Here is a 23,179-nt window from a genome sequence, read left to right as displayed (position 1 = left end):
CGAGCGCGGGCGGACTCGCCGCCAACCCGGCATTAGGCTAGAATTTTCAGTCATGCTAGACCCTCGCGCACAAACCCTCCTCAAAACGCTGATTGAGCGCTACATCGCCGAAGGTCAGCCGGTCGGCTCGCGCACGCTGTCGCGCTTTTCCGGCCTGGAGCTGAGCCCGGCGACGATCCGCAACGTGATGTCGGACCTCGAGGAGCTGGGGCTTGTGTCGAGCCCCCATACCTCGGCAGGGCGCGTGCCCACGCCGCGCGGCTACCGCCTGTTCGTCGACACCCTGCTCACCGTCGAGCCCTCGGCCGACGACGACGCGCTCACGCGGGCGGTCAAGACCACGCTGCGCCCCGGCGAGCCGCAAAAGGTGGTGGCGGCGGCGGCCAGCGTACTCTCGAATCTCTCGCAGTTCGCTGGCGTGGTGCTCACGCCGCGGCGCACGCACGTGTTCAAGCAGGTCGAGTTCATGCGCCTGTCGGACAAGCGAATCCTGCTCATCATCGTGACGCCCGAAGGCGACGTGCAGAACCGCATCATGGCGACGCAGCGCGACTTCACGCCTTCCGAGCTCATCGAAGCCTCCAATTACATCAACGCGCACTTCGCCGGACTTTCGTTCGACGAGGTGCGGCGGCGCCTGCGCGAAGAGATCGACGCGCTGCGCGGCGACATGACCACGCTCATGCACGCTGCCGTGACCGCGAGCACCGACGAAACCGATACTGGCGAGACCGTGCTCATTTCCGGCGAGCGCAACCTGCTCGAAGTGGCCGATCTGTCGTCGGACATGGCGCGCCTGCGCAAGCTCTTCGACGTGTTCGACCAGAAAACGAGTCTCCTGCAGCTGCTCGACGTGTCGAGCCACGCCCAGGGCGTGCAGATCTTCATTGGCGGCGAGTCGAACCTCGTGCCGATCGAGGAAATGAGCGTGGTGACCGCGCCCTACGAAGTGAACGGCAAGATTGTCGGCACGCTCGGCGTGATCGGCCCGACGCGCATGGCCTACAACCGCGTGATTCCGATCGTGGACATCACCGCGCGCCTGCTCTCGCTCACGCTTAGCCAGAGCTGAAAGCGCTTGCCGCGCGGTTTGCCCGCGTTTCCCTTTGCACCGATCATCGCCCGGAGCCGGGCCGCGCGCCACTGGCCGAATGGCTAACGGTGGGGGGTTGGCGTGCGCCGCCGCCGTGCATCCCGCGCCTCGTGAGCGGGCTTTGGAGCCGGCCCGGCGCAAGTCACGCCCGCTATAATGCGCACTGGTGCAACCTTTGCCGCGCCTTGAAGCGCGGCGTCCCTGACCGCCTATGCGTTTCGACCTGGAGCGACCCCTGCAGTCAGCCGGTGCGCATCGCGTCGCGGTGCTGCTCATCAATCTGGGCACGCCCGACGCGCCCACGCCGCGCGCCGTGCGCCGCTATCTGGCGCAGTTCCTTTCCGATCCGCGCGTGGTCGAGATTCCCGCGCCCATCTGGCAGGTCATCCTGCGCGGGCTGATCCTGCCGTTTCGCAGCCGTTCGTCGGCGAAGAAATACGCGGCGGTCTGGACGCCCGAAGGCTCCCCGCTGCGCGTGCACACGCAGAAGCAGGCCGACGGCTTGCGCCATCTGCTGCATCTGAACGACTACGCCGTGCTCGTGGACCATGCGATGCGCTACGGCACGCCCGATATCGCGGCGATGCTCAGCCAGCTCAAGCTCGCCGGCGCCGAGCGCATTTTGCTCATGCCGATGTATCCGCAATACTCGGCGTCGACCACGGCCACGGCTTTCGACGCGGCGTTCGCCAAACTGCGGCGCATGCGCAACCAGCCGGAAATTCGCACGGTGCGCGCATATCACGACCATCCGGCTTATATCGGGGCGCTCGCGACGCAGGTGCGGGAGTACTGGCAGGCGCACGGCCGCCCCGACTTCGCGGCGGGAGATCGCCTCGTGCTGAGTTTTCACGGCGTGCCGAGCCGCACGCTCGATCTCGGCGACCCGTACCACGATCAATGCCAGCAGACGGCCTCGCTCCTCATGCATGCGCTCGAACTCACGCCGGTGGAATGCCGCGTCACGTTCCAGTCCCGCTTCGGGCGCGCGCAGTGGCTGCAGCCCTATACCGCGCCGACGCTCAAGGAGCTCGGACAGGGCGGCGTGCGCCGCGCCGACGTGTTCTGTCCTGGTTTTACGGCGGACTGCCTCGAGACCATCGAGGAAATCGGCATGGAGGTCCGCGACGAGTTCCTGCATGGCGGCGGCAAGGAGTTCCACCGTATTCCGTGCCTGAACGCGTCGCCTGCGTGGATCGCAGCGCTCGGCGAAATCGTTGCGCAGAACCTGCAGGGCTGGCCGGTGCGGGCGCCGGTTCCAGCCGGCGCGACGGCCTGAGCGCGGGACTTTAGCGGCGCTCAATCAGGAAGCATCCATGAATTACAAGATTTCGACCGAACCCGGCGCGCGTCTGCGCATCGACAAATGGCTTTGGGCCGCGCGCTTCTTCAAGACGCGCTCGCAGGCGTCGGACGCCATCGGCAAAGGCCGCGTGCGGATCGGCGGCGATGTCGTGAAGGCTTCCCGGGACGTGCGCGTAGGCGACTTCGTGAAGATCGAGATCGATCACGCGGTATGGGAGGTGCAGGTGCTCGGCATCTGCGAGGTGCGCGGCCCGGCGAGCATTGCCCAGACGCTCTATGCGGAGACAGAGGCCGGCCGTGCGCAGCGCACGGCCGAACAGGAGCGCAGGCGGCTCTTTCGCGAGCCCGCCGCCGTGCTGCACGGCAGGCCCACCAAGCGCGACCGTCGCACTATCGACAAACTTTCGCGTGAGGATTGAAGAGCGCTTCCATTGTGGCGTGAACGCCCCCGTATTCCGTCGTATTTTCGTTCACGACGCCGGACATGCAGATGGTGGTGGTCCCGGCGATGAGTACCAAAGCGACCACCGAGATGGCAAAGGTCAGTTTCACGGTACTCCCCCAAGGGAAGAAAAGCTGCAAAACGGCCAATACATGGGCCACAGACGCAACAGCAGGGCCCCATCGGTGCGGTGCCGGACTCAGGGTAAACGCCCTGTGAGCAGCACCTGTTCCTGAGTGTAGGTCAGGGTTGCCCCGTACTCAATTTCATTGTTGCGGCACTGCAGTAATGGTTGTAACGAGCGATTTCGGCGGTTTGATCCATGTATAAAAAAACCTCGCGAGGCCCTTGAAATAAATGATCCGGCACCCACGTGCTGTCGCGATGGACAAGGGCGGCTGTAGCGTTGGCGCAACGCGCGCCGGCGTAGCAAACGAGCTGGCCAGAACGGTCCGCGCCTTGTTTCCCCTTTTACTATTCAACGACGTTCAGCGACATGGAAAACACGCAAGAGAACCCGACGAGCCAGAACCCCACGCCCGCGGACGAGGCGTCGCAAGCCGCTGCTCAGCCGCAACAATCCGCGGCCGAAGGCGCCGCGCAGGCGCCCGAAGGCGACGCGCAAGCAGCGCTGGCAGAGGCCCAGGCGAAGGTCGCCGAACTGCAGGATGCATTCATCCGCGCCAAGGCCGAGACGGAAAACGTCCGCCGCCGCGGTCAGGAAGACGTTGCCAAGGCGCACAAGTTCGCCATCGAGAGCTTCGCCGAGCATCTGCTGCCGGTCATGGACAGCCTCGAAGCCGCGCTGGCGCATGGTTCGGACGACCTCGCGAAGGTCAACGAAGGCGTCGAGCTGACGCTCAAGCAACTGATCGGCGCGCTCGAGAAGGGCAAGGTGATGCAGATCAACCCGGTGGGCGAGAAGTTCGATCCGCATCGCCATCAGGCCATCTCGATGGTGCCTTCGGAGCAGGAGGCGAACACGGTCGTCGCGGTGCTGCAAAAAGGTTATGTGATTGCCGACCGCGTGCTGCGCCCTGCGTTGGTCACGGTTTCGCAGCCGAAGTAAGGCGTCTGCCGGTCGATTCGCCGTTGTTTTGTAAGGCGTTGGAAAGTCTGGGCGGCGCTGTTTCGAGCGACACGCCGCCGATCGAAAAAAATTAAGGAATTCATAGCCCAAAGCTCTTGAAAACATCCTTGCGGCACCTATTTGGGCAACAGTGAATTGAAACAAACCGAATTGAGCTGAGGCGAACGCCCCCGCACCACGCGAGACGCGGCGAACGCACAGCGATCAAAATCTGGAGAATTGACAAAATGGGCAAAATCATCGGCATCGACCTCGGCACCACCAATTCGTGTGTGGCGCTGATGGAAGGCAATCAGGTCAAGGTGATCGAGAACTCGGAAGGCGCTCGCACGACGCCGTCGATCATCGCTTACATGGACGACAACGAAGTGCTGGTCGGCGCGCCGGCCAAGCGTCAGTCGGTCACGAACCCGAAGAACACGCTGTACGCGGTCAAGCGCCTGATCGGCCGCCGCTTCGACGAGAAGGAAGTGCAGAAGGACATCAACCTGATGCCCTACAAGATCGTCAAGCACGACAACGGCGACGCATGGGTCCAGGCGCATGGCAACAATCTCGCGCCGTCGCAGGTGTCGGCCGAAGTGCTGCGCAAGATGAAGAAGACCGCTGAAGACTACCTCGGCGAGCCGGTCACCGAAGCCGTGATCACGGTTCCCGCGTACTTCAACGACAGCCAGCGTCAGGCCACCAAGGACGCCGGCCGCATCGCCGGGCTGGAAGTCAAGCGCATCATCAACGAGCCGACCGCGGCTGCACTCGCGTTCGGTCTGGACAAGGCCGAAAAGGGCGACCGCAAGATCGCCGTGTTCGACCTGGGCGGCGGCACGTTCGACATCTCGATCATCGAGATCGCAGACGTTGACGGTGAAATGCAGTTCGAAGTGCTCTCGACCAACGGCGACACATTCCTCGGCGGCGAAGACTTCGACCAGCGCATCATCGACTACATCATCGGCGAGTTCAAGAAGGAGCAGGGCGTAGACCTCTCGAAGGACGTGCTCGCGCTGCAGCGCCTGAAGGAAGCTGCTGAAAAGGCCAAGATCGAACTGTCGTCGGGCCAGCAGACCGAAATCAACCTGCCGTACATCACGGCGGATGCCTCGGGCCCGAAGCACTTGAACCTCAAGATCACGCGCGCCAAGCTGGAAGCGCTGGTCGAAGACCTGATCGAGCGCACCATCGAGCCGTGCCGCGTGGCGATCAAGGACGCGGGCGTGAAGGTCGGCGACATCGACGACGTGATTCTCGTCGGCGGCCAGACGCGTATGCCGAAGGTGCAGGAGAAGGTGAAGGAATTCTTCGGCAAGGATCCGCGCCGTGACGTGAACCCGGACGAAGCCGTGGCCGTGGGCGCTGCGATTCAGGGTCAGGTTCTCTCGGGCGACCGCAAGGACGTGCTGCTCCTCGACGTCACTCCGCTCTCGCTCGGTATCGAGACGCTCGGCGGCGTCATGACGAAGATGATCAACAAGAACACCACGATCCCCACCAAGCACGCACAGGTCTACTCGACGGCCGACGACAACCAGGGCGCCGTGACGATCAAGGTGTTCCAGGGCGAACGCGAAATGGCGGCTGGCAACAAGCTGCTGGGCGAGTTCAACCTCGAAGGTATTCCGCCCGCACCGCGCGGCGTGCCGCAGATCGAAGTGAGCTTCGACATCGACGCGAACGGCATTCTGCACGTCGGCGCGAAGGACAAGGCGACCGGCAAGGAAAACCGCATCACCATCAAGGCGAACTCGGGCCTGTCGGAAGCCGAAATCGAGAAGATGGTGAAGGACGCCGAAGCGAACGCGGAAGAAGATCACCGTCTGCGCGAGCTGGCCGACGCACGCAACCAGGGCGACGCGCTGGTTCACAGCACGAAGAAGGCCGTGGCCGAGTACGGTGACAAGATCGACGCCAGCGAGAAGGAAAAGATCGAAGCCGCGTTGAAGGAACTTGAAGACACGCTGAAGGACACGTCGGCCGACAAGGCGACGATCGAAGCGAAGGTCGAGGCGCTGTCGGCAGCGTCGCAGAAGCTCGGCGAGAAGATGTACGCCGACATGCAGGCGGCGCAAGGCGCGGCGGGTGCGGCTGCAGGTGCCGCGGGCGCCGAAGCCAACCCGCAGCATGCCGCCGAAGACGTGGTCGACGCCGAGTTCAAGGAAGTCAAGAAGGACTAAGTCTGCTCGTTCAGGGCCAGGGCATCCGGCGCGCTTCGCTCTGGATGCTTCGATCAGCGGCCCGGATCGAAAGGACTGAGCCGACCCAAGCCCGGCCGCATCGGTTACGATGCGCTTCGGCATTGCAGCGCCTGGCGGGCCTTTTGGCTCTCCGGGCACATTTGTTTTATGGAGGCCGTTCTCTTGCAGGGGCCGCCGGGGCGCGAAAGCGCCCGCGCGCGGAAGGTGCGAAGGAGCGGCAAACGGGTCACGAGATCCAGCATTCAAGAGGAGCCGGCGCGTGCGGGAAAGGTGCGCGGCCGGCGTTGAACCGATATGGCGAAACGGGATTACTACGAGGTTCTGGGCGTCGCGAAGAACGCGAGCGACGACGAAATCAAGAAGGCGTATCGCAAGCTTGCGATGAAGTATCACCCCGACCGCAATCCGGACAGCAAGGATGCGGAAGAGCATTTCAAGGAGGTGAAAGAAGCCTACGAGATGCTGTCGGACTCGCAAAAGCGCGCGGCTTACGACCAGTACGGCCATGCGGGTGTCGATCCCAACATGGGCGGCGCGGGTGCGCAGGGCTTCGGTGGTTTCGCGGACGCTTTCGGTGACATCTTCGGCGATATTTTCGGCCAGGCGGCCGGCGGTGGCCGTGGCGCGCGCGGCGGCCCGCAGGTGTATCGCGGCGCGGACCTGCGCTACAGCATGGAAATCACGCTGGAGCAGGCGGCGCACGGCTACGAGACGCAAATTCGCGTGCCGGGCTGGAGCAGCTGCGAGGTCTGCCACGGCTCGGGCGCGAAGCCCGGCACCAAGCCTGAATCCTGTCCGACCTGTCACGGTTCGGGCCAGGTGCGCATGTCGCAGGGCTTCTTCAGCATCCAGCAGACCTGCCCGAAGTGCCACGGCACGGGCTCCTATATTCCCGAGCCTTGCACGAATTGCCACGGCGCGGGCAAGGTGAAGGAAACCAAGACGCTCGAAGTGAAGATTCCGGCGGGCATCGACGACGGGATGCGCATTCGCTCGGCCGGCAACGGCGAGCCGGGCATCAACGGCGGGCCGTCGGGCGATCTCTATGTCGAGATCCACATCAAGCAGCACGCGGTCTTCGAGCGCGACGGCGACGACCTCCATTGCCAGATGCCGATTCCGTTCACCACGGCGGCGCTCGGCGGCGAGATCGAAGTGCCGACGCTGGCAGGCCGCGCGAGCTTCACGGTGCCCGAGGGCACGCAGTCGGGCAAGACTTTCCGTCTGCGCGGCAAGGGCATCAAGGGTCTGCGTTCGAGTATCGCCGGCGATCTGTACGTGCATGTGCAGGTCGAAACGCCGGTCAAGCTCACCGAGCAGCAACGCGATTTGCTCCAGCAGTTCGAGAAGTCGCTCGTGGAAGGTGGCTCGCGCCACAGTCCGCAGAGCAAGAGCTGGTTCGACCGCGTAAAGAGCTTCTTCGATTAATGCACGCGTCGGGATTTCGTGCGGTAGCAGGCAGGCGGTAACGTTCAATGGCAGTGAATCAAGGCGGCGCGGCCAGCGACGCGATTTTCGCGCTGCTCGACGATGGCGACTCGACGGCGGCGAGCCGTTCGAGCCGCCTGTATACGGGGTTCGTGCGCGAGATCGCGTGCGAGCGCGCGGCGGATCTCGACGCGGCGTGCCGCGAAGTCAATGCAGCATTGAGTGCAGGAGCAGGCGCGGCCCTTCATGCGCTCGTGCTCGGCGACTACGAATTCGGGCGCGCGCTCGAATTCGCGAAGCGCGACGCCTCATCTAGCGAAACGCAGCACGGCCACGCCGCGTTGCGTTTTTTATTGTTCGCGCGCTGCGAGCGGCTTTCGCGCGACGAGACCGACGCGTGGCTCGCCGCGCGCGAGGGCAGCGCGGCCCCCGCGCCGGCTGGCATTGCCGGTGTGACGATGGGCGTCGACCGCGAGCGCTTCGAGCGCGACATCGGTGCGGTGCAGGACGCGCTTCGCATCGGCGACTCGTATCAGATTAACTACACGTACCGGTTGGGCTTCGAGGCGTTCGGCGCACCGGTGGCGTTGTACCGGCGCCTGCGCGAGCGCCAGCGCGTGCGTTACGGCGCGCTCATCGCGTTGCCGGGCGATCGCTGGGTGCTCTCGTGCTCGCCGGAACTGTTCGTCGAGAAGCACGGCGAAACGTTGCGCGCGAAGCCGATGAAAGGCACCACCGCGCGTCGCGCCGATGCCGCCGAAGATGCCGCCGCCGCGCAATTCCTCGCGAGCGACCCCAAGAATCGCGCCGAAAACGTGATGATCGTCGACTTGCTGCGCAACGACGTGTCACGCGTCGCGCAGACGGGATCGGTGCGCGTGCCCGCGCTCTTCAGCGTGGAGCCGTATGCCTCGGTCTGGCAGATGACCTCCACGGTGGAGGCGAAACTGCGCCCCGGCACGACCTTCGCCGACGCGATGCGCGCACTGTTCCCATGCGGCTCGATCACGGGCGCGCCCAAGCACCACACGATGGAATTGATCGAGGCGCTCGAGCATAGCCCGCGCGGGCTCTACACGGGCACCATCGGCTGGCTGGACGCTCCTGGAGAAGGCGAGGCCTGTGGTGATTTCTGTCTCTCGGTCGTGATCCGCACGCTCACGCTCGACGCCCCCAGCGCCGGCGATGGCGCAATGCGGCGCGGCGAGATGGGCGTGGGCGCGGGCATCGTGCTGGACAGCGTAGCGGCCGATGAATACGACGAGTGCCGCTTGAAAGCGCGTTTTCTCACCGAGGCCGATCCCGGCATCGAACTCTTCGAAACGATGTATGCGACGCGCGCGCAGGGCGTGCGTCATATCGAGCGCCATCTCGCGCGGCTTGCGGCGGGGGCGGCCTGGTTCGGTTTTCCGTGCGATGTGGAAGCGTTGCGCGAGCGTCTCGTTGAGGCGTGTGCTGCGTTCTCGGAAGCGGACGTGCCGCATCGGCTGCGGCTCGCGCTCGGCAAGAGTGGCGTGGCAACGCTGACCAGCGCGCCGCTTGCCCCGCTCGCTCACGACACCGTTGGCGTGCTGCTCGCGCCGGATCACGGCTTCGCGCCAGTTGCGTCAGGCGATGCGCTGCTGTTGCACAAGTCGACGCGGCGCGCCGAGTTCGACCGCGCATGGCGCGAGGCCGAAACGCAGGGTGGCTTCGACATGCTGTTCTTCAACGAGCGCGACGAGCTGACCGAAGGCGGGCGCTCGAACGTGTTCGTGAAGCGCGATGGGCAATGGTGGACGCCGCCGCTGGCGTCGGGGCTGTTGCCCGGCGTTATGCGCGGCGTGCTGCTCGACGATGCGGCGTTCGGGGCGCGCGAGCGTGTGCTTACGCGCGACGACGTGCTGAACGCCGAGGCGCTCGTGCTGACCAACGCGCTGCGCGGGGCCGTGGCGGCGCGCTTGATACGCGCTTGATACGCACTTGATTTGCGCTTGATTCGATGAGCGCGTGGTAGACGCACCGGCATAAAAAAAGCGCGCCCAGCAAGGGCGCGCTTTTTTCTTTTGAGGCAGCACGCGATCAGAACGCGTGCTCGGGTCCAGGGAACGTGCCTTCCTTCACCGCCGTCACATAGGCGCGCACGGCCGATTCGATATCGGGCTGTCCCGCCATGAAGTCCTTCACGAAGCGCGGACGCTTGCCGGGGAAGATCCCGAGCATGTCGTGCAGCACGAGCACCTGGCCCGAGCAATCGAGGCCCGCGCCAATGCCGATGGTCGGAATGCGCAACTGCTTCGTGACTTGTGCGCCGAGCGTCGCCGGCACCGCCTCGATCACCACGAGCTGAGCGCCCGCGGCTTCGAGCGCCAGCGCGTCGCGCACGAGCTGCACGGCGGCCGCATCGGTCTTGCCCTGCACCTTGAAGCCGCCGAACGCGTGCACCGATTGCGGCGTGAGGCCGATGTGCGCGCACACCGGCACCGCGCGCTCGACCAGCATTTTCACCGTGGGCGCGAGCCACTCGCCGCCCTCGATTTTCACCATCTGCGCGCCCGCACGCATGAGCTTCACCGAATTCGCGAAGGCGTCCTCGGGTGTGCCGAACGTGCCGAACGGCAGATCGGCGATGATCAGCGCCTTCGGTTGCGCGCGCGCGACGCAGGCCGTGTGATAGGCGATGTCGTCGATGGTGACGGGCAGCGTCGTGGCATGGCCCTGGAGCACATTGCCGAGCGAGTCGCCGATCAGCACCGTATCCACGCCTGCGCGGTCGCATAGCGCCGAGAAGCTCGCGTCGTAGCACGTGAGCATCGAGATCTTCTCGCCAGCGTCGCGCATCGCCTGGAGCTTGGGCACGGTGACCGCGCTACGGCTCGTTTCCTGCAGGTAAGTCATGGGGAGTCCGTTAGGGAAAGGGAATGCCGGACGGCGCGCCGCTCAAAGCGTCGCGCCCTTGACGAACGATTCCTTGCGGCCGCGCATCGATTCGATACGCTCGACGATCAGCGCAAGGTCCGCGTCGGAGTCGAGCGGGTTCAGATTCTCGACGCCCACTGTCAGCACCGGCGCACGGTCGTAATGATAGAAAAATTCGTTGTAGCTGTCGCACAGCGCCCGCAGGAAGGTGTCGGAGATGTGCTGCTCCGCCGCCACCGCGCGTTTCTGGATGCGCGCATAGAGCGCTTCAGGGCTCGCCTGCAGATACACCACGAGGTCGGGCGGCGGCGACGCCACGCGCAGGCGCGCGGCGAGTGCCTGAAACAGCTGCAGCTCTTCTTCGGCGAGCGTCAGGCGCGCGAACAGCTCGTTGCGCTCGGCAAGGAAATTCGTCACGAGCGGGGTGCCGGCGGCAAGCTGCGCAGCCACTTGCCGCGACAGATGCTCGCGCTGCAGCGCCACCGCGAGTTGCGCGGCCAGCGCGTGGCGCGACGTGTCACGGTAGAAGCGTTCGAGAAACGGGTTGTCCGCGCGCGAGCCGAGCAGCGTCTGCATCGACCAGCGCTCGGCCAGACGCGTCGCGAGCGGCGTCTTGCCCGAGCCGATCGGCCCTTCGATCGCAATGTACTGGAGCGCGGCGGGGCGTGCGGAGACCGTGGTGGCGAAAGACAGAGGCGTGCTCATCGGCAGGTGCCCGAAGAGCGCGGCGTGTTATCGGCGGAGGCGGCGGAATCGCTGGGATCGGCCGCAACGCCCGTGGACTTGCCCGCTTCGGGGTCGGCGAGACACTGGCACAGCGGCTTCAATTTTTCGATGCGCTGTTGCGCGACGGCGGGCAAGAAGCTGCTGACCACGCCCTGGCCCGGAATGGCGAGCTCGGGATCGATCTCGGCGAGCGGCGCGAGCACGAACGCGCGGCCCGTCATGCGCGGATGCGGCACGATCAGGTCGGGCTCGTCGATGATCGCTTCGCCGTACAGCAGGATGTCGATGTCGAGCGTGCGCGGCGCGTTGCGAAACGGACGCTCGCGGCCGAAGTGGTGCTCGATGCGATGGCACAGGCCGAGCAGCTCGCGCACCGTTAGCCGTGTATCGAGCTTCACGACGCAGTTGAAATAGTCGTCGCCGCCCGCGTCGATGGGCGCGGTGCGGTACAGACTCGATTTGGCGAGCACGGTGATGGTGTGCTGCTGCGCGAGACACACCACCGTGTCCTTGAGGGTCTGGCGAGCATCCCCCAGATTCGCGCCGATTCCGAGCCAGGCAACCGTCATGGCTTCACTTCCTGTGTTGCGCGAGTGCATTCGACCTGCCTGCGCCGGGTTGCGTGCTGCATGGCTTCAGTCCTCGTGCGGCTCGTCGTTGCCCCCGCCATCGACGGAGGCCGCTGCGGCGCTTTCGGCGCCCGCGGCGGCTTCGCCCGTCTTGCGGTTCTTCGCGCCGCCACGGCGGCGGCGCTTGCGCGGCGCGCGTTCCTTGCTGCCGCCTTGGGCGAGCAGCGTCTCGCGTGCGGCCGGGTCGCCGCTGATGAAGTCGGTCCACCACTGGCCCACTTCGGCGTCGAGCTCGCCCGATTCGCAGCGCAACAGGAGGAAATCATACCCCGCTCTGAAGCGAGGGTGTTCCAGCAGCTTGATCGCGCTGCGGCCGCGTTTTTCGAGGCGCAGTTGCAGGCCCCAGATCTCGCGCATGTCCGACGAGTAGCGGCGATGGATCGCGAGCTTTTCGGTTTGCGCGTCGATCACGTCGTCCATCGCGCGATGCAGCGCCGGCACGGGGAATTCGCCCTCGGCCGTGTATTGCTGCAGGCGCTGCTGCACGTCGTGCCACAGCAGCGTCGCGAACAGGAAGCCCGGCGAGACCGGCTTGCCCGCGCGCACGCGCGCATCGGTGTTCGAGAGCGCGAGCGTGATGAAGCGCTCGCCCTGCGGCTGCTCGAGAATCACGTCGAGCAGGGGCAGCAGGCCGTGATGGAGGCCTTCCTTGCGCAGCCACTTGAGGCACTCGAGCGCGTGGCCCGAGAGCAGCAGCTTGAGCATCTCGTCGAACAGACGCGCCGCCGGCACGTTGTTGATGAGGTCCGCGAGCTCCTGGATCGGCGCACGCGTGTGGGCTTCGATCTCAAAGCCGAGCTTCGCCGCGAAACGCACCACGCGCATCATGCGCACCGGGTCTTCGCGGAAGCGCGTGGCCGGGTCGCCGATCATGCGCAGCAGGCGCGCGCGCATGTCGGCCATGCCGTTGTGATAGTCGAGCACCGTCTGCGTGGACGGGTCGTAGTACATCGCGTTGATCGTGAAGTCGCGGCGCGTGGCGTCTTCGTGCTGCTCGCCCCAGACGTTGTCGCGCAGCACCCGGCCGCTCGCGTCCACGTGGTGCGTCTTGCGGTCGAGCTCGTCGCGGCGCAGGCGCTTGTGGCCCGCTCCACCGGCGGCCTCGGCGGGCGGAGCGTCCACGAGCGCGCGGAAGGTCGAGACTTCGATGATCTCCTGGCCAAACTGCACGTGCACAATCTGGAAGCGCCGGCCGATGATGCGGGCACGGCGGAACAGCTTCTGCACCTGATCGGGCGTGGCGTCGGTGGCCACGTCGAAGTCCTTGGGCGCGACGCCGAGCAGCAGGTCGCGCACCGCACCGCCCACGATGAACGCGCGAAAGCCCGCTTGCTGCAGGCCGTCGGTCACGCGTACGGCGTTACGCGAGATGAGCGAGGGATCGATGCCGTGGATATCGGCGGAGAGGACGACGGGCGTGGCCGGGTCGCCGGCGCCCTGGCCCGCGCCGGGCCTGGTGGCTTTCTTCGCGGTGACCGTCTTGCGGCGCGGGCGCGTCGTGGCCTCGCCCGCGGCTTCGCTTTCATGCGACGCCGCAGCCAATGCGGTGTCGCTGGCCGGGGCGCCCTGGGTCGCGGAGGCGTCGTCCTGGCCAAACAGTTTGCGGATGAATTTCTTGATCACGATGCCTGGAACAAATCGAGGATGCGCCAGCCTGCTTGTTGCGCATGCGCGCGCAGGGTGTCGTCGGGGTTGGTCGCGATCGGGTCGGTGACTTTTTCGAGCAGCGGAATGTCGTTGTGCGAGTCGCTATAGAAGTAGCTGTGCTCGAAATCGGACCAGCGCTTGCCGAGCGAGGCCAGCCAGGCCTCCACGCGCACGATCTTGCCCTCGCGGTAGCTCGGCGTGCCGGTCGGTCGGCCGGTGAAGGCAGACGCCGGATGGCCGTCCACGGTTTCGACTTCGCAGGCGATCAGCTTGTCCACGCCGAACACCCCGGCGATGGGCGCCGTGATGAATTCGTTGGTGGCCGTGACCACGCAGCAGAGGTCGCCCGCTTCCTTGTGCTGTTTCACGAGTTCGAGCGCGGCCGGCACGATGGTCGGGTTGATCACCTCGTGCATATACTGGTCGTGCCATTCCTTCAACTGCGCGCGCGAATACTTCGCGAGCGGCGTGAGCATGGCGAGCAGGTACGCCTGGATGTCGAGCTGGCCGGCCTTGTAGTCGGCGTAGAAGCGGTCGTTCTGCTCCGCGAAGCGTTCGGCGTCGACGATGCCAAGCTTCACCATGAAGCGGCCCCATTCGTAGTCGCTGTCAGTGGGGATCAGCGTGTGATCGAGATCAAAAAGTGCGAGATTAGCCATGGGCGCTCATTTTACTTGAAGCGGGTGATGCCGTTGCCGGCGCCGGCTGCGGCGTCCGGCGATACGGAAGAGGGTTCGGACGCCGGCGCCGACGCCGGTGGATTCGCCGCCGCGGGCTCGGCGGGCGGGGCTTCGCGCGTGGCGCCGGGCGGTGCTGGATCGGCGGGCTCGGTGGACGCGGCGGGCTCGGTGGACGTGGCGGGATCGGCAGGCTCGGTGGAGGGATCGAGGTCGCCATCGAGCTCGCCGTTCATCTCGCCGCTGACATCGGCTTCCACTTCACCCTGGAGTTCGGCGCCCAGCTCGCGGTGGACGACGTCGCGGAATCTGGCCCCCAGTTCGCCTTCGACATTGTCGGTCGGCGGCTGGAACGGCGGCGCGCCGAGCGGCGCGCGCGGTTGCAGCGCGGGCGCCCGCGGCGCTTCGTACGCAGCGCTGGACGGCTCCGCCGGGGCTGCGGCGTTCGGTGTGTCGTGAGACGGAAATAGCTCCAGCTCGACGCCTTGCGCATGGTTGCCGGCATGCGCGGGCGCGTTGTGTTCTTCCGTCTGCGGCGTCGTTCTGGCCTCGTCCAGATGGTCAGCGGCCGTTGCGGCTTCGATGCGCGCAACGGCGGCGGCATCCGTTTCGCCCGGCCCCGCCTCGCTATTCGCCAGCATCGTGCGCAGCAGCGGCAGCGTTACCGCGCGCTTTTGCTCGAGCGAGAAGCGGTCGAGCGCGTCGAGCAGGCGCATCAGGCTCGGCATGTCGCGCCGGAAGTGCGTGAGCAGGTAAGCGGGCACGTCGTCGGCGAGATTGATGCCGCGCTCGCGCGCCGCCTGCTTGAGCACGGCAGCCTTGCCCGCGTCCGAGAGCGGCGCGAGGTGGAACACGAGACCCCAGCCAAGGCGCGTGCGCAGGTCCTCGCGCACGGCGAGCCCCATCGGCGGCGCGTTACCGGTCGCGACGAGCGCCGTGTTCGGGTGCGAACGCACCTCGTTGAACAGATTGAACAGGGCGATCTGCTGGGCGCCCGAGAGCGCGTCGCAGTCGTCGACCGCGTAAATCGGCACGCGGGCATCGAACGTAAACGCGGCGAGACCGCTCTTCGGCCCGATGTAGCGGACGTGGCCAGGCGGCGCCTCGAACGCGAGCGCGTGCAGCAGATGCGAGCGGCCGTTGCCGGGCTCCCCCCAGACATAGAACGTGCGGTCGGTCTTCGGGTCCACGGCGGGGCCTGCCGCGAGCGCGGCGTCGAGCCCGCGCAGCCGCGCGACCAGCTCCGCATTGGCGCCGGTATGAAAGTTGTCGAAGGTCGATGGCGGCGGGGTGCCGAGATCGAGCGTTAGCTGTCGCTGCACGGTGTGTCTGGCCGAAGGCGGTGTGTCAGTTATCGCTTGAAAATAGGCAGGTTCGGCGACAAAACGTGGTTTCCCGCTGACAGGCCCATCCCGCTACGACCAAAAACTCGCGCGTCCTGACGCAAGCGGCGGCGGCGGGGAGCCGTCAATCGGTTAAAATCGCATTTTACCGACCTTCTGCCTCTTCCCCATGAATCAACCGAAATCCGGCCCCGCTAATCAGGACCAAGCGCAGGAGCAAGGCCTCTCCTACCGTGACGCGGGCGTGGACATCGACGCGGGCGACGCGCTCGTCGATCGCATCAAGCCCTTTGCGAAGAAGACCCTGCGCGAAGGCGTGATGGGCGGCATCGGCGGATTCGGCGCGCTCTTCGAAGTGCCGAAGAAGTACAAGGAGCCCGTGCTCGTGTCGGGCACCGACGGCGTGGGCACCAAGCTGCGCCTCGCGTTTCATCTGAACAAACACGACACGGTCGGCCAGGATCTCGTCGCCATGAGCGTGAACGACATCCTCGTGCAGGGCGCCGAGCCGCTGTTCTTCCTCGACTACTTCGCCTGCGGCAAGCTTGATGTGGATACGGCCGCCACGGTCGTGAAGGGCATCGCCCAGGGCTGCGAGCTCTCGGGCTGCGCGCTGATCGGCGGCGAAACGGCGGAAATGCCGGGCATGTACCCCGACGGCGAATACGATCTCGCGGGCTTCGCGGTTGGCGCGGTGGAGAAGAGCAAGATCATCGACGGCAGCACGATCGTCCCCGGCGACGTCGTGCTGGGTCTCGCGTCGAGCGGCATCCATTCGAACGGCTTCTCGCTCGTGCGCAAGATCATCGAGCGTGCGAACCCGGACATGAACGCCGACTTCGACGGCCGCTCGCTGGCGGACGCGCTGATGGCGCCCACGCGCATCTACGTGAAGCCGCTACTCAAGCTGATGGAAACCATTGCTGTGAAGGGCATGGCGCACATCACCGGCGGCGGTCTGGTGGAGAACATCCCGCGCGTGCTGCGCGAGGGCCTCACCGCAGAGCTGAACCACGCGGCATGGCCGCTGCCGCCGCTGTTCTCGTGGCTGCAGAAGCATGGCGGCGTGGCCGATGCGGAAATGCACCGCGTGTTCAACTGCGGCATCGGCATGGCCGTGATCGTGGCGGCCGATCAGGCCGACGCGGCGGCTTCGCTGCTGGCTGCCGCGGGCGAGCAGGTGTGGAAGATTGGCGTGGTGCGTGAGAGCAAGGAAGGCGAGGCGCAGACTGTAGTGGTTTGACGCGCGCACTCCTGGCGGCACAAAACATTCGCGCCGGTCCAGCGGGCTTACCAAAGTCCCGCCGGCCGGCGCGAATTCATTTCTGGTGTGTGCGTGGCCTTACAACACCGTCCTCACATGCCAAAGCTCCGGAAACAGCACGACATCCAGCATCTTCCGCAGATAAGGCGCGCCACTCGTCCCACCGGTTCCCTGCTTGAAGCCGATAATCCGCTCGACCGTCGTGACATGGCGGAACCGCCACTGCCGGAACGCATCCTCGAGATCTACGAGTTCCTCGGCCATTTCATACAGATCCCAGTACTGCGAAGGATTGCGATAGACCTCGAGCCAGGCCGCTTCCACCGACGCATCGTGCAGCGTCGGCTGCGTCCAGTCGCGAGCGAGGCGTTCCGGCGCGATCGCAAAGCCGCGCCGCGCCAGCAGGCGAATCACCTCGTCATAAAACGAAGGCGCTTCTAGCGTGGCCTTGACCTGCGCAAGAACCTCAGGCCGATGCTCGTGCGGCTTGAGCATCTGCGCATTCTTGTTGCCCAGCAGAAATTCGATCTGCCGGTATTGATACGACTGGAACCCCGACGAAGCGCCCAGATACGGCCGCATCGCCGTGTACTCGGACGGCGTGAGCGTGGACAAAACATTCCATGCCTGCACCAGCTGTTCGAGAATGCGCGAGACGCGCGCGAGCTGCTTGAACGCAGGAGGCAGTTCGTCGCGATGCACGCACGCGAGAGCCGCGCGCAATTCGTAGAGCGCGAGCTTCATCCACAGTTCGCTCGTCTGATGCTGGACGATGAACAGCATCTCGTTGTGATCGGGCGAGAGCGGATGCTGCGCGTTGAGCACCGAGTCGAGCGAGAGGTAATCGCCATAGCTCATCGACTTCGAGAAGTCGAGCTGCGCGTCGTGCCAGCCTTCGCCTGGCTGCGCAGCGACGGGCGCGGCGGAAGCCGCTGCGCCATGCCCGAACGGGCAGCCGCCGCGCGCGGGCTCGCTGGCATTCGGGCTGGCATTCGGGGCGCTGGAAGGCGTGCGGGAGGAGTCGGTGTCGGGCACGCCGGGAATGTGCATGTGATCGGTCATTTCGCGCTCCTCAGGTCACCGCGCCGCGTGCGGCGAATTCGGGCTTGCGCCAGCTTTCGGTCGCGAGCACGTCGCGCAGCGTCTCGACGGCGTCCCACACATCGACGTAACGCAGGTACAGCGGCGTGAAGCCAAAGCGCAGCACGTGCGGCTCGCGATAATCGCCGATCACGCCGCGCGCGATCAGCGCCTGCATCACTTCATAGCCGTGCGGATGTTCGAAGCTCACGTGCGAGCCGCGTCGTGCATGCTCGCGCGGCGTGACGAGCGTGAGCGGGTATTCCTTGCAGCGCGTCTCTACGAGCTCGATGAAGAGGTCGGTGAGCGCGAGCGACTTGCGGCGGATCGCCTGCATGTCGGTCTGCAGGAAGACATCGAGGCCGCATTCGATGAGCGCCATCGAAACGATCGGCTGCGTACCGCACAGATAGCGGCCGACGCCGTTGTCCGGTCGGTAGACGGGGTTCATCTCGAACGGCGACTTGTGACCCCACCAGCCCGAAAGCGGCTGCGAGAACGTGTCCTGATTGCGCTTGGCCACCCACACGAAGCCGGGCGACCCTGGGCCACCGTTCAGGTACTTGTACGTGCAGCCGACCGCGTAATCGGCGTTCACGCCGTTCAGGTCCACGGGCACCGCGCCCGCCGAGTGCGCGAGGTCCCACAGCGCGAGCGCGCCTTGCGCATGAATGTGCGCGGTGAGCGCGCGCATGTCGTGCATTTCGCCGGTGCGGTAGTTCACGTGCGTGATCATCGCGACGGCCACGTCTTCGCGGACGGCAGCGTGCAGCTCGCTCGGGTCGTCGACGAGGCGCAGCTCATAGCCGCGGTCGAGCTGCTCGATGAGCCCTTGCGCGATGTACAGGTCGCTCGGGAAATTCGAGCGCTCGGAGACGATCACGCGGCGCTTGGGATCGCGCGCGTTTGCGACGCGCAGCGCGGCGGAAAGCGCCTTGAAGAGATTGATGGAAATGGTGTCGGTGACCACGACTTCATCTTCTGCCGCGCCGATCAGCGGGGCGAGCTTGTTGCCGAGGCGCCGCGGCATGGCGAACCAGCCCGCCGTATTCCAGCTGCGGATGAGGCCCTCACCCCATTCGCCGCCGATCACGGCTTGTGCGCGCGCGGCACTGGCTCGCGGCGGCACGCCGAGCGAGTTGCCGTCGAGATAGATGGTTTCGGGCGCGAGCGCGAATTGCTCGCGCAGCGCGGCGAGCGGATCGGCGCGATCGAGCGCCAGGGCTTCGTTACGGTCGTTCATAGGGGTTCTTCGGGGCAGTGAGGTGTTGGGGCGGAGGTAGCAAAGGTTCATTGGCGCTCGGACAGCGTGCGCAGCACGGCGCGCACGGGGCTGGCATCGAGCGTGGCGAATTTCAGCGGCAGCGCGATCAGTTCGTAGTCGCCGGGCGCGATGGCGTCGAGCACGATGCCTTCGAGAATCGCCATGCGGTGCGCGCGGATGCGGTGGTGCGCGTCCATCGTCTTCGATTCCTGCGGGTCGAGCGAGGGCGTGTCGATGCCGATCAGGCGCACGCCGTGCTCAGCCAGCAGGTCGATCGTCTCGGGCGCGACGGCGCAAAACGCGCTGTCCCAGCGCTCCTGCGGGGCCTTGGCGTAGGTGCGCAGCAGCACGCGCGGCGGGATGCCAGCGAGCGCCGCTTGCACATGCTCGGGCCGCACGAGCGGCGCGGCACCCACGCAATGAATCACGCGGCACGCGCCGATATAGGCGTCGAGCGGCACCGCGCCGATGGGCGCGCCCGCTTCGTCGTAGTGCAGCGGGGCGTCGGTGTGCGCGCCGGTGTGAGGCGAAAGCGTCACGCGCGCCACGTTGACCGGCGAGCCGGCTTCCATGCGCCAGACGCGCTCGACGCCAACGGGCGTGTCGCCTGGCCAGACGGGCGTTTCGGGGCGGATGGGCGGGGAAATGTCCCAGAGGTCGTTCATCGCGTTGACGAGGTTGTCTCAATGTTTTTCGAATGATAGGCAACTCGTCGCGAAATGTGCTTGCGAAAAAAACGTCATACGCTACAGTTCTTGGCACATAATTTGATTCAAGACGGGAACGGAGACCAAATATGAACGCTATCTCGCTTGATGCAACCGATTGCCGGATTCTTGCGGTGCTTCAGAACGAGGGGCGCATCAGCAATCTCGATCTGGCCGAGCGTATTTCGCTGTCGCCTTCCGCGTGCCTGCGGCGGCTGCGCTTGCTGGAGGAGCAGGGCGTGGTGGAGCGCTATCGCGCGTGCCTGAATCGGGAAGTGCTCGGCTTCGAAATGGAGGCCTTCGTGCAGGTCTCGATGCGCAACGACCAGGAGAGCTGGCACGAGCGCTTCGTCTCCGCGCTGCGCGACTGGCCCGAAGTGGTGGGCGCTTATGTGGTGACCGGCGAGACGCACTATCTGCTGCGCGTGCTCGCGCACAACCTCAAGCACTACTCGGACTTCGTGCTCAACAAGCTCTACAAGGCGCCGGGCGTGATGGATATCCGCTCGAATATCGTGCTCACGACGCTCAAGGTCGAGGCGGGGCTGCCGGTCGACCTGATCGCCCATCGCGGCGAGCCGAAGGCTTCATAACGCCGCTTCGGTTGCGTTTGGCTCGCCTGGAGCGGGTCTAGAGCGGTTGCAGCTGGTGAAATGCGCCGCCGTGGAAGACGAGCGGCGCGGCGCTGCCCTGGTCGTCCTTGCCGGGTTCGCGAACGCCGCAGCGCTCAACCTCGCCGACGAAGATCACGTGATCGCCTTCGTCGTAGCGGCTGCGGTTATGGCACTCGAACCAGGCGATGGCGCCGTCGAGCACGGGCATGCCGGAGTCGCCGGCCGCATGCGAGACGCCTTCGAAGCGGTCGCCCTTCACGGTGGCGAAGCGCTTGCACAAGTCGAGCTGCGACGCGGCGAGCACATTCACCACATAATGGCTGTTGCTGCGGAACACCGGCATCGAAGCCGATCGCGTGGCGAGACTCCACAGCACGAGCGGTGGCGTGAGCGAGACGGAGTTGAACGAGCTCGCGGTGATGCCGATCAGCTGGCCGTCGGGCGCGCGCGTCGTGATGACCGTCACACCGGTGGCGAACTGGCTGAGCGCACGGCGGAACGCGCCGTCGTCGAAGTTGGGCGGGCTGGCGCGGCGGGTCATGAGCGCAGGCCCCGGGCGTTGGGGCGCGTGTCCGGCGCGGGCTGGACGGGGATGGCGGCGCACGCGGCGTGAGCGGTACCGGCGGCGCAAGCGGAAGTCGATGTGAACGTCATGTGTAATTTCGGCGAATTGTCCCAATTTTAACGAAAAGCGGCGGGCGACGGCTCATCGGCCTGGTTGCGCGAGACGGCGCAGGGACGGAGCGGCAATCCCCGCAAATGTGCGAGGGCCCCGAAGCGGGAGGGCCCGCGCGGCAACAATGGAGAGTTCAGCATGACTCAGACGATCGAAACCGCCACGCTCGGCGGCGGATGTTTCTGGTGCCTGGAAGCGGTTTTTCTGCGCGTGGATGGCGTAATGGCGGTGGAATCGGGCTACGCGGGCGGCCATGCCCCGAACCCGTCCTATGAGCAGGTGTGCGATGGCGACACCGGCCACGCCGAAGTCGTGAAAGTGGATTTCGATCCGGCGAAGATCGGCTACCGCGAGATTCTGGACATCTTCTTCGCGATTCACGATCCGACCCAGTTGAACCGCCAGGGCAACGACGTCGGCACCCAGTACCGCTCGGTGGTCTTCACGCACTCGGAGGCGCAGCGCGAGACGGCGCTGCAGGCCATTCGCGAGTTGAAAGCAGAGGGTGTGTACGACGGCGAGATCGTCACGCAGGTGCTGCCGCTCAACGGCAACTATTTCCCGGCCGAGGCGTATCACCAGAACTACTTCGCGCAGCACCCGAATCAGGGTTATTGCGCGTTCGTGGTGGCGCCCAAGGTGGCCAAGTTCCGCCAGAAGTTCGCGCACCGGCTCAAGGCCGAGTGACGTAGCGCTTCAGGCGCCGTCGCCGCGCATGCGCAGCATCTCGTCGACGATGGCGCGCGCGAGCTTCGCGCAAGTCAGCGGTGCCGAGCCCTCGGCCTTGTTGTTGGTCGTGATCAGCACCGGCTGGCCGGCGATCGCATAGCGCGCGGCCAGTTCGGCGAGGGCGTCGCGCGTGTGGGGGTCTTCGTCGACGAGCTTGTCGAAGGGCTCGTAGCGCGCCTTCGCCTGCTCATACTTGAAGCCGCTGTGCAGGCTCCAGCGCACGATCAGCGGGCCTGCGGGCGCTTCGCCGTCCATCAGCGCGAGCGCTGCAGCCTGGCGCAGCGGGTCCGGCATGCGGGCGTGCAATCCCACGCAGTAGCGCACGCCCGCGGCGCGCAGCGCGCGCACGAAACGCGGTGTGAGCAGAATGCCGTCGCGGATCTCGACCGCGTAACAGGGGCCGTCGCTAGGGAGTGCGCCGCTTGAAGCCGCTTCGCCGGCTTCGGCGTCTACCGGCGGTGCCGAAGCAACTGCGGGCAGTGGCGGCAGCGCGGCGAGAAACGCCGCGAGGCGCTCGATGAACGCGGCTGGATCCGCAAGCAGTTGATCGGGCAGCGGCGGGAACTGGAACACGAGCGCACCGGCTTTCGCGCCGAGCCCTGCAAGGCACGGCTCGACGAATTCGCGGGCGGCGAGATCGGCGTTCAGGAAGCAGGGGTTGGCCGAGACGGGCTCGCCGCGATCGCCGCGCACGCTCGCATCGGTGATGAGCGCGGGCGCCTTCACGATGAAGCGGAAGTGGTCCGGCACCTGCTGCGCGTAGCGCAGGTAATCGGTGACGGTGAGCGGCGCGTAGAACGAGCGGTCGATGCTCACCGAGCGCAGCAGCGGATGCGCGCCATAGGCCGCGAGCCCATCGCGCGCGAGCTTCGAATTGCTGTAGTCGTCGCCGTAGACGATGCCGCGCCAGCCCGGAAACGACCACGACGACGTGCCCAGGCGCACGCCCGGCGGCAGCTCCGCGGCGAGGTCGAGCACGTCTTGGCCGGGAACCGCCGGCAGCACGCCTTTCGCGCGGCGGCGCGGGGCGGGCGAGTCGGCGGCGGGCGTCGATTTCGGCGCTTTGGCGGGCTTTGCCGTAATTGTCTGCTGTGCGCTGTCGTCGGCTTCTGTCGCGGATGCGTCGGCATCGGTGTTTCTGCGCGCTGCACGCCCCGCCGATGGCTCGGGCGGCACGAAGCCGAACAGGTCCGTCTGGGTATCGGGTGGCGAGTTCTCGCGCGTGCTCCGCGGCGTGCGGCGGCCGGTGGCGCCCGTTCGCGGCGAGGCCTGCGCCGGGTTGCGCCCCGCGCCGGAGCTATCGTTTTCCAATGCCCCGAAAAGGCCGTCGTCGCTTTCGTTCATGCGTGTGAGTCGTGATGGCGATCGTGTAGCC

At 66.0% G+C, this 23,179-nt stretch carries 20 protein-coding genes and 1 pseudogene; 10 read left to right on the top strand and 11 right to left on the bottom strand.

The genetic code is table 11. The annotated features are described in order from the left end of the window. Window positions 1-52: 52 nt before the first annotated feature. From hrcA to pabB, 7 genes are all read left to right on the top strand, one after another. On the top strand, window positions 53-1,072 hold the full coding sequence (gene hrcA, locus PWP93_RS10240) for a heat-inducible transcriptional repressor HrcA (RefSeq protein WP_421023079.1): 1,020 nt from the start codon (window positions 53-55) through the stop codon (window positions 1,070-1,072). 232 nt (window positions 1,073-1,304) lie between these two features. Continuing rightward, on the top strand, window positions 1,305-2,372 hold the full coding sequence (gene hemH / locus PWP93_RS10235) for a ferrochelatase (RefSeq protein ID WP_421042508.1): 1,068 nt from the start codon (window positions 1,305-1,307) through the stop codon (window positions 2,370-2,372). Between the two features lie 37 nt (window positions 2,373-2,409). Then, complete coding sequence (locus PWP93_RS10230) at window positions 2,410-2,817, top strand: RNA-binding S4 domain-containing protein (RefSeq protein ID WP_421044412.1); 408 nt, start codon at window positions 2,410-2,412, stop codon at window positions 2,815-2,817. A gap of 519 nt (window positions 2,818-3,336) precedes the next feature. Continuing rightward, window positions 3,337-3,909: a nucleotide exchange factor GrpE gene (gene grpE, locus PWP93_RS10225; protein ID WP_421044411.1), complete on the top strand. Its 573-nt coding sequence runs from the start codon at window positions 3,337-3,339 to the stop codon at window positions 3,907-3,909. A gap of 248 nt (window positions 3,910-4,157) precedes the next feature. Beyond that, window positions 4,158-6,101, top strand: coding sequence for a molecular chaperone DnaK (dnaK, locus tag PWP93_RS10220; protein WP_421044410.1), 1,944 nt, complete (start codon window positions 4,158-4,160; stop codon window positions 6,099-6,101). 315 nt (window positions 6,102-6,416) lie between these two features. Further along, entirely contained in the window at window positions 6,417-7,550 is a 1,134-nt protein-coding gene (gene dnaJ, locus PWP93_RS10215; RefSeq protein WP_421044409.1) for a molecular chaperone DnaJ, read from the top strand. Window positions 7,551-7,597: 47 nt separating this feature from the next. Next, the gene (gene pabB / locus PWP93_RS10210) at window positions 7,598-9,505 is read left to right on the top strand and encodes an aminodeoxychorismate synthase component I (RefSeq protein ID WP_421044408.1); all 1,908 of its coding nucleotides are present in this window, start codon (window positions 7,598-7,600) and stop codon (window positions 9,503-9,505) included. A 106-nt stretch (window positions 9,506-9,611) separates the two neighbouring features. Here pabB and panB read toward each other — a convergent pair whose 3' ends face one another. The 6 genes and pseudogenes from panB to hda all read right to left on the bottom strand — a co-directional run. Beyond that, complete coding sequence (gene panB / locus PWP93_RS10205) at window positions 9,612-10,427, bottom strand: 3-methyl-2-oxobutanoate hydroxymethyltransferase (RefSeq protein WP_421044407.1); 816 nt, start codon at window positions 10,425-10,427, stop codon at window positions 9,612-9,614. Window positions 10,428-10,469: 42 nt separating this feature from the next. After that, window positions 10,470-11,153 (bottom strand): deoxynucleoside kinase, encoded by a 684-nt coding sequence (locus PWP93_RS10200; protein WP_421044406.1) that lies wholly within the window; start codon window positions 11,151-11,153, stop codon window positions 10,470-10,472. After that, a complete protein-coding gene (folK, locus tag PWP93_RS10195) occupies window positions 11,150-11,743 on the bottom strand; it encodes a 2-amino-4-hydroxy-6-hydroxymethyldihydropteridine diphosphokinase (RefSeq protein WP_421044405.1) in 594 nt (197 codons plus the stop codon). Before folK ends, PWP93_RS10200 begins: the two co-directional genes overlap by 4 nt. Before the next feature lie 66 nt (window positions 11,744-11,809). Beyond that, window positions 11,810-13,426 carry a polynucleotide adenylyltransferase PcnB gene (pcnB, locus tag PWP93_RS10190; protein WP_421044404.1) on the bottom strand — a complete coding sequence of 539 codons (1,617 nt, stop codon included), beginning with the start codon at window positions 13,424-13,426 and terminating at the stop codon, window positions 11,810-11,812. Next, window positions 13,423-14,109, bottom strand: coding sequence for an HAD family hydrolase (locus PWP93_RS10185; RefSeq protein ID WP_421044403.1), 687 nt, complete (start codon window positions 14,107-14,109; stop codon window positions 13,423-13,425). Before PWP93_RS10185 ends, pcnB begins: the two co-directional genes overlap by 4 nt. 620 nt (window positions 14,110-14,729) lie before the next feature. Then, window positions 14,730-15,449 (bottom strand): annotated as a pseudogene (gene hda / locus PWP93_RS10180) (DnaA regulatory inactivator Hda); the annotation flags it as partial. A gap of 190 nt (window positions 15,450-15,639) precedes the next feature. Between hda and purM the strand changes: the two are divergent. Next, entirely contained in the window at window positions 15,640-16,713 is a 1,074-nt protein-coding gene (purM, locus tag PWP93_RS10175) for a phosphoribosylformylglycinamidine cyclo-ligase (protein WP_421042496.1), read from the top strand. A gap of 99 nt (window positions 16,714-16,812) precedes the next feature. Here purM and kynA read toward each other — a convergent pair whose 3' ends face one another. The 3 genes from kynA to kynB are packed head-to-tail and all read right to left on the bottom strand — an operon-like array spanning window position 16,813 to window position 19,743. Further along, window positions 16,813-17,796 (bottom strand): tryptophan 2,3-dioxygenase, encoded by a 984-nt coding sequence (gene kynA, locus PWP93_RS10170; RefSeq protein ID WP_421044402.1) that lies wholly within the window; start codon window positions 17,794-17,796, stop codon window positions 16,813-16,815. Between the two features lie 10 nt (window positions 17,797-17,806). Beyond that, window positions 17,807-19,057, bottom strand: coding sequence for a kynureninase (gene kynU / locus PWP93_RS10165; RefSeq protein WP_421044401.1), 1,251 nt, complete (start codon window positions 19,055-19,057; stop codon window positions 17,807-17,809). A 47-nt stretch (window positions 19,058-19,104) separates the two neighbouring features. Beyond that, window positions 19,105-19,743: an arylformamidase gene (kynB, locus tag PWP93_RS10160; RefSeq protein ID WP_421044400.1), complete on the bottom strand. Its 639-nt coding sequence runs from the start codon at window positions 19,741-19,743 to the stop codon at window positions 19,105-19,107. Window positions 19,744-19,874: 131 nt separating this feature from the next. Here kynB and PWP93_RS10155 point away from each other — a divergent pair, with 131 nt between their 5' ends. Then, window positions 19,875-20,378 carry an Lrp/AsnC family transcriptional regulator gene (locus PWP93_RS10155; protein ID WP_421042492.1) on the top strand — a complete coding sequence of 168 codons (504 nt, stop codon included), beginning with the start codon at window positions 19,875-19,877 and terminating at the stop codon, window positions 20,376-20,378. Window positions 20,379-20,415: 37 nt separating this feature from the next. Here the strand turns inward: PWP93_RS10155 and PWP93_RS10150 are convergent, their stop codons facing one another. Next, complete coding sequence (locus tag PWP93_RS10150) at window positions 20,416-20,940, bottom strand: flavin reductase family protein (protein ID WP_421042491.1); 525 nt, start codon at window positions 20,938-20,940, stop codon at window positions 20,416-20,418. A gap of 273 nt (window positions 20,941-21,213) precedes the next feature. Here PWP93_RS10150 and msrA point away from each other — a divergent pair, with 273 nt between their 5' ends. After that, window positions 21,214-21,762, top strand: a complete 549-nt coding sequence (msrA, locus tag PWP93_RS10145; protein WP_421044399.1) for a peptide-methionine (S)-S-oxide reductase MsrA — start codon at window positions 21,214-21,216, stop codon at window positions 21,760-21,762. A gap of 9 nt (window positions 21,763-21,771) precedes the next feature. Here the strand turns inward: msrA and PWP93_RS10140 are convergent, their stop codons facing one another. Then, window positions 21,772-23,148, bottom strand: coding sequence for a DUF72 domain-containing protein (locus PWP93_RS10140; RefSeq protein WP_421044398.1), 1,377 nt, complete (start codon window positions 23,146-23,148; stop codon window positions 21,772-21,774). Window positions 23,149-23,179 lie beyond the last annotated feature (31 nt).

Source organism: Paraburkholderia sp. A1RI-2L, from assembly GCF_048957375.1.
GTDB lineage: Bacteria > Pseudomonadota > Gammaproteobacteria > Burkholderiales > Burkholderiaceae > Paraburkholderia.
This window is presented reverse-complemented; position numbering and strand designations above follow the sequence as displayed.

Excerpts from the sequence above, each read along its gene's own strand:
- hrcA (WP_421023079.1), top strand. The coding sequence starts at position 53 with ATGCTAGACCCTCGCGCACAAACCCTCCTCAAAACGCTGATTGAGCGC.
- hemH (WP_421042508.1), top strand. The coding sequence starts at position 1,305 with ATGCGTTTCGACCTGGAGCGACCCCTGCAGTCAGCCGGTGCGCATCGC.
- PWP93_RS10230 (WP_421044412.1), top strand. The coding sequence starts at position 2,410 with ATGAATTACAAGATTTCGACCGAACCCGGCGCGCGTCTGCGCATCGAC.
- grpE (WP_421044411.1), top strand. The coding sequence starts at position 3,337 with ATGGAAAACACGCAAGAGAACCCGACGAGCCAGAACCCCACGCCCGCG.
- dnaK (WP_421044410.1), top strand. The coding sequence starts at position 4,158 with ATGGGCAAAATCATCGGCATCGACCTCGGCACCACCAATTCGTGTGTG.
- dnaJ (WP_421044409.1), top strand. The coding sequence starts at position 6,417 with ATGGCGAAACGGGATTACTACGAGGTTCTGGGCGTCGCGAAGAACGCG.
- pabB (WP_421044408.1), top strand. The coding sequence starts at position 7,598 with ATGGCAGTGAATCAAGGCGGCGCGGCCAGCGACGCGATTTTCGCGCTG.
- panB (WP_421044407.1), bottom strand. The coding sequence starts at position 10,427 with ATGACTTACCTGCAGGAAACGAGCCGTAGCGCGGTCACCGTGCCCAAG.
- PWP93_RS10200 (WP_421044406.1), bottom strand. The coding sequence starts at position 11,153 with ATGAGCACGCCTCTGTCTTTCGCCACCACGGTCTCCGCACGCCCCGCC.
- folK (WP_421044405.1), bottom strand. The coding sequence starts at position 11,743 with ATGACGGTTGCCTGGCTCGGAATCGGCGCGAATCTGGGGGATGCTCGC.
- PWP93_RS10185 (WP_421044403.1), bottom strand. The coding sequence starts at position 14,109 with ATGGCTAATCTCGCACTTTTTGATCTCGATCACACGCTGATCCCCACT.
- purM (WP_421042496.1), top strand. The coding sequence starts at position 15,640 with ATGAATCAACCGAAATCCGGCCCCGCTAATCAGGACCAAGCGCAGGAG.
- kynA (WP_421044402.1), bottom strand. The coding sequence starts at position 17,796 with ATGACCGATCACATGCACATTCCCGGCGTGCCCGACACCGACTCCTCC.
- kynU (WP_421044401.1), bottom strand. The coding sequence starts at position 19,057 with ATGAACGACCGTAACGAAGCCCTGGCGCTCGATCGCGCCGATCCGCTC.
- kynB (WP_421044400.1), bottom strand. The coding sequence starts at position 19,743 with ATGAACGACCTCTGGGACATTTCCCCGCCCATCCGCCCCGAAACGCCC.
- PWP93_RS10155 (WP_421042492.1), top strand. The coding sequence starts at position 19,875 with ATGAACGCTATCTCGCTTGATGCAACCGATTGCCGGATTCTTGCGGTG.
- PWP93_RS10150 (WP_421042491.1), bottom strand. The coding sequence starts at position 20,940 with ATGACCCGCCGCGCCAGCCCGCCCAACTTCGACGACGGCGCGTTCCGC.
- msrA (WP_421044399.1), top strand. The coding sequence starts at position 21,214 with ATGACTCAGACGATCGAAACCGCCACGCTCGGCGGCGGATGTTTCTGG.
- PWP93_RS10140 (WP_421044398.1), bottom strand. The coding sequence starts at position 23,148 with ATGAACGAAAGCGACGACGGCCTTTTCGGGGCATTGGAAAACGATAGC.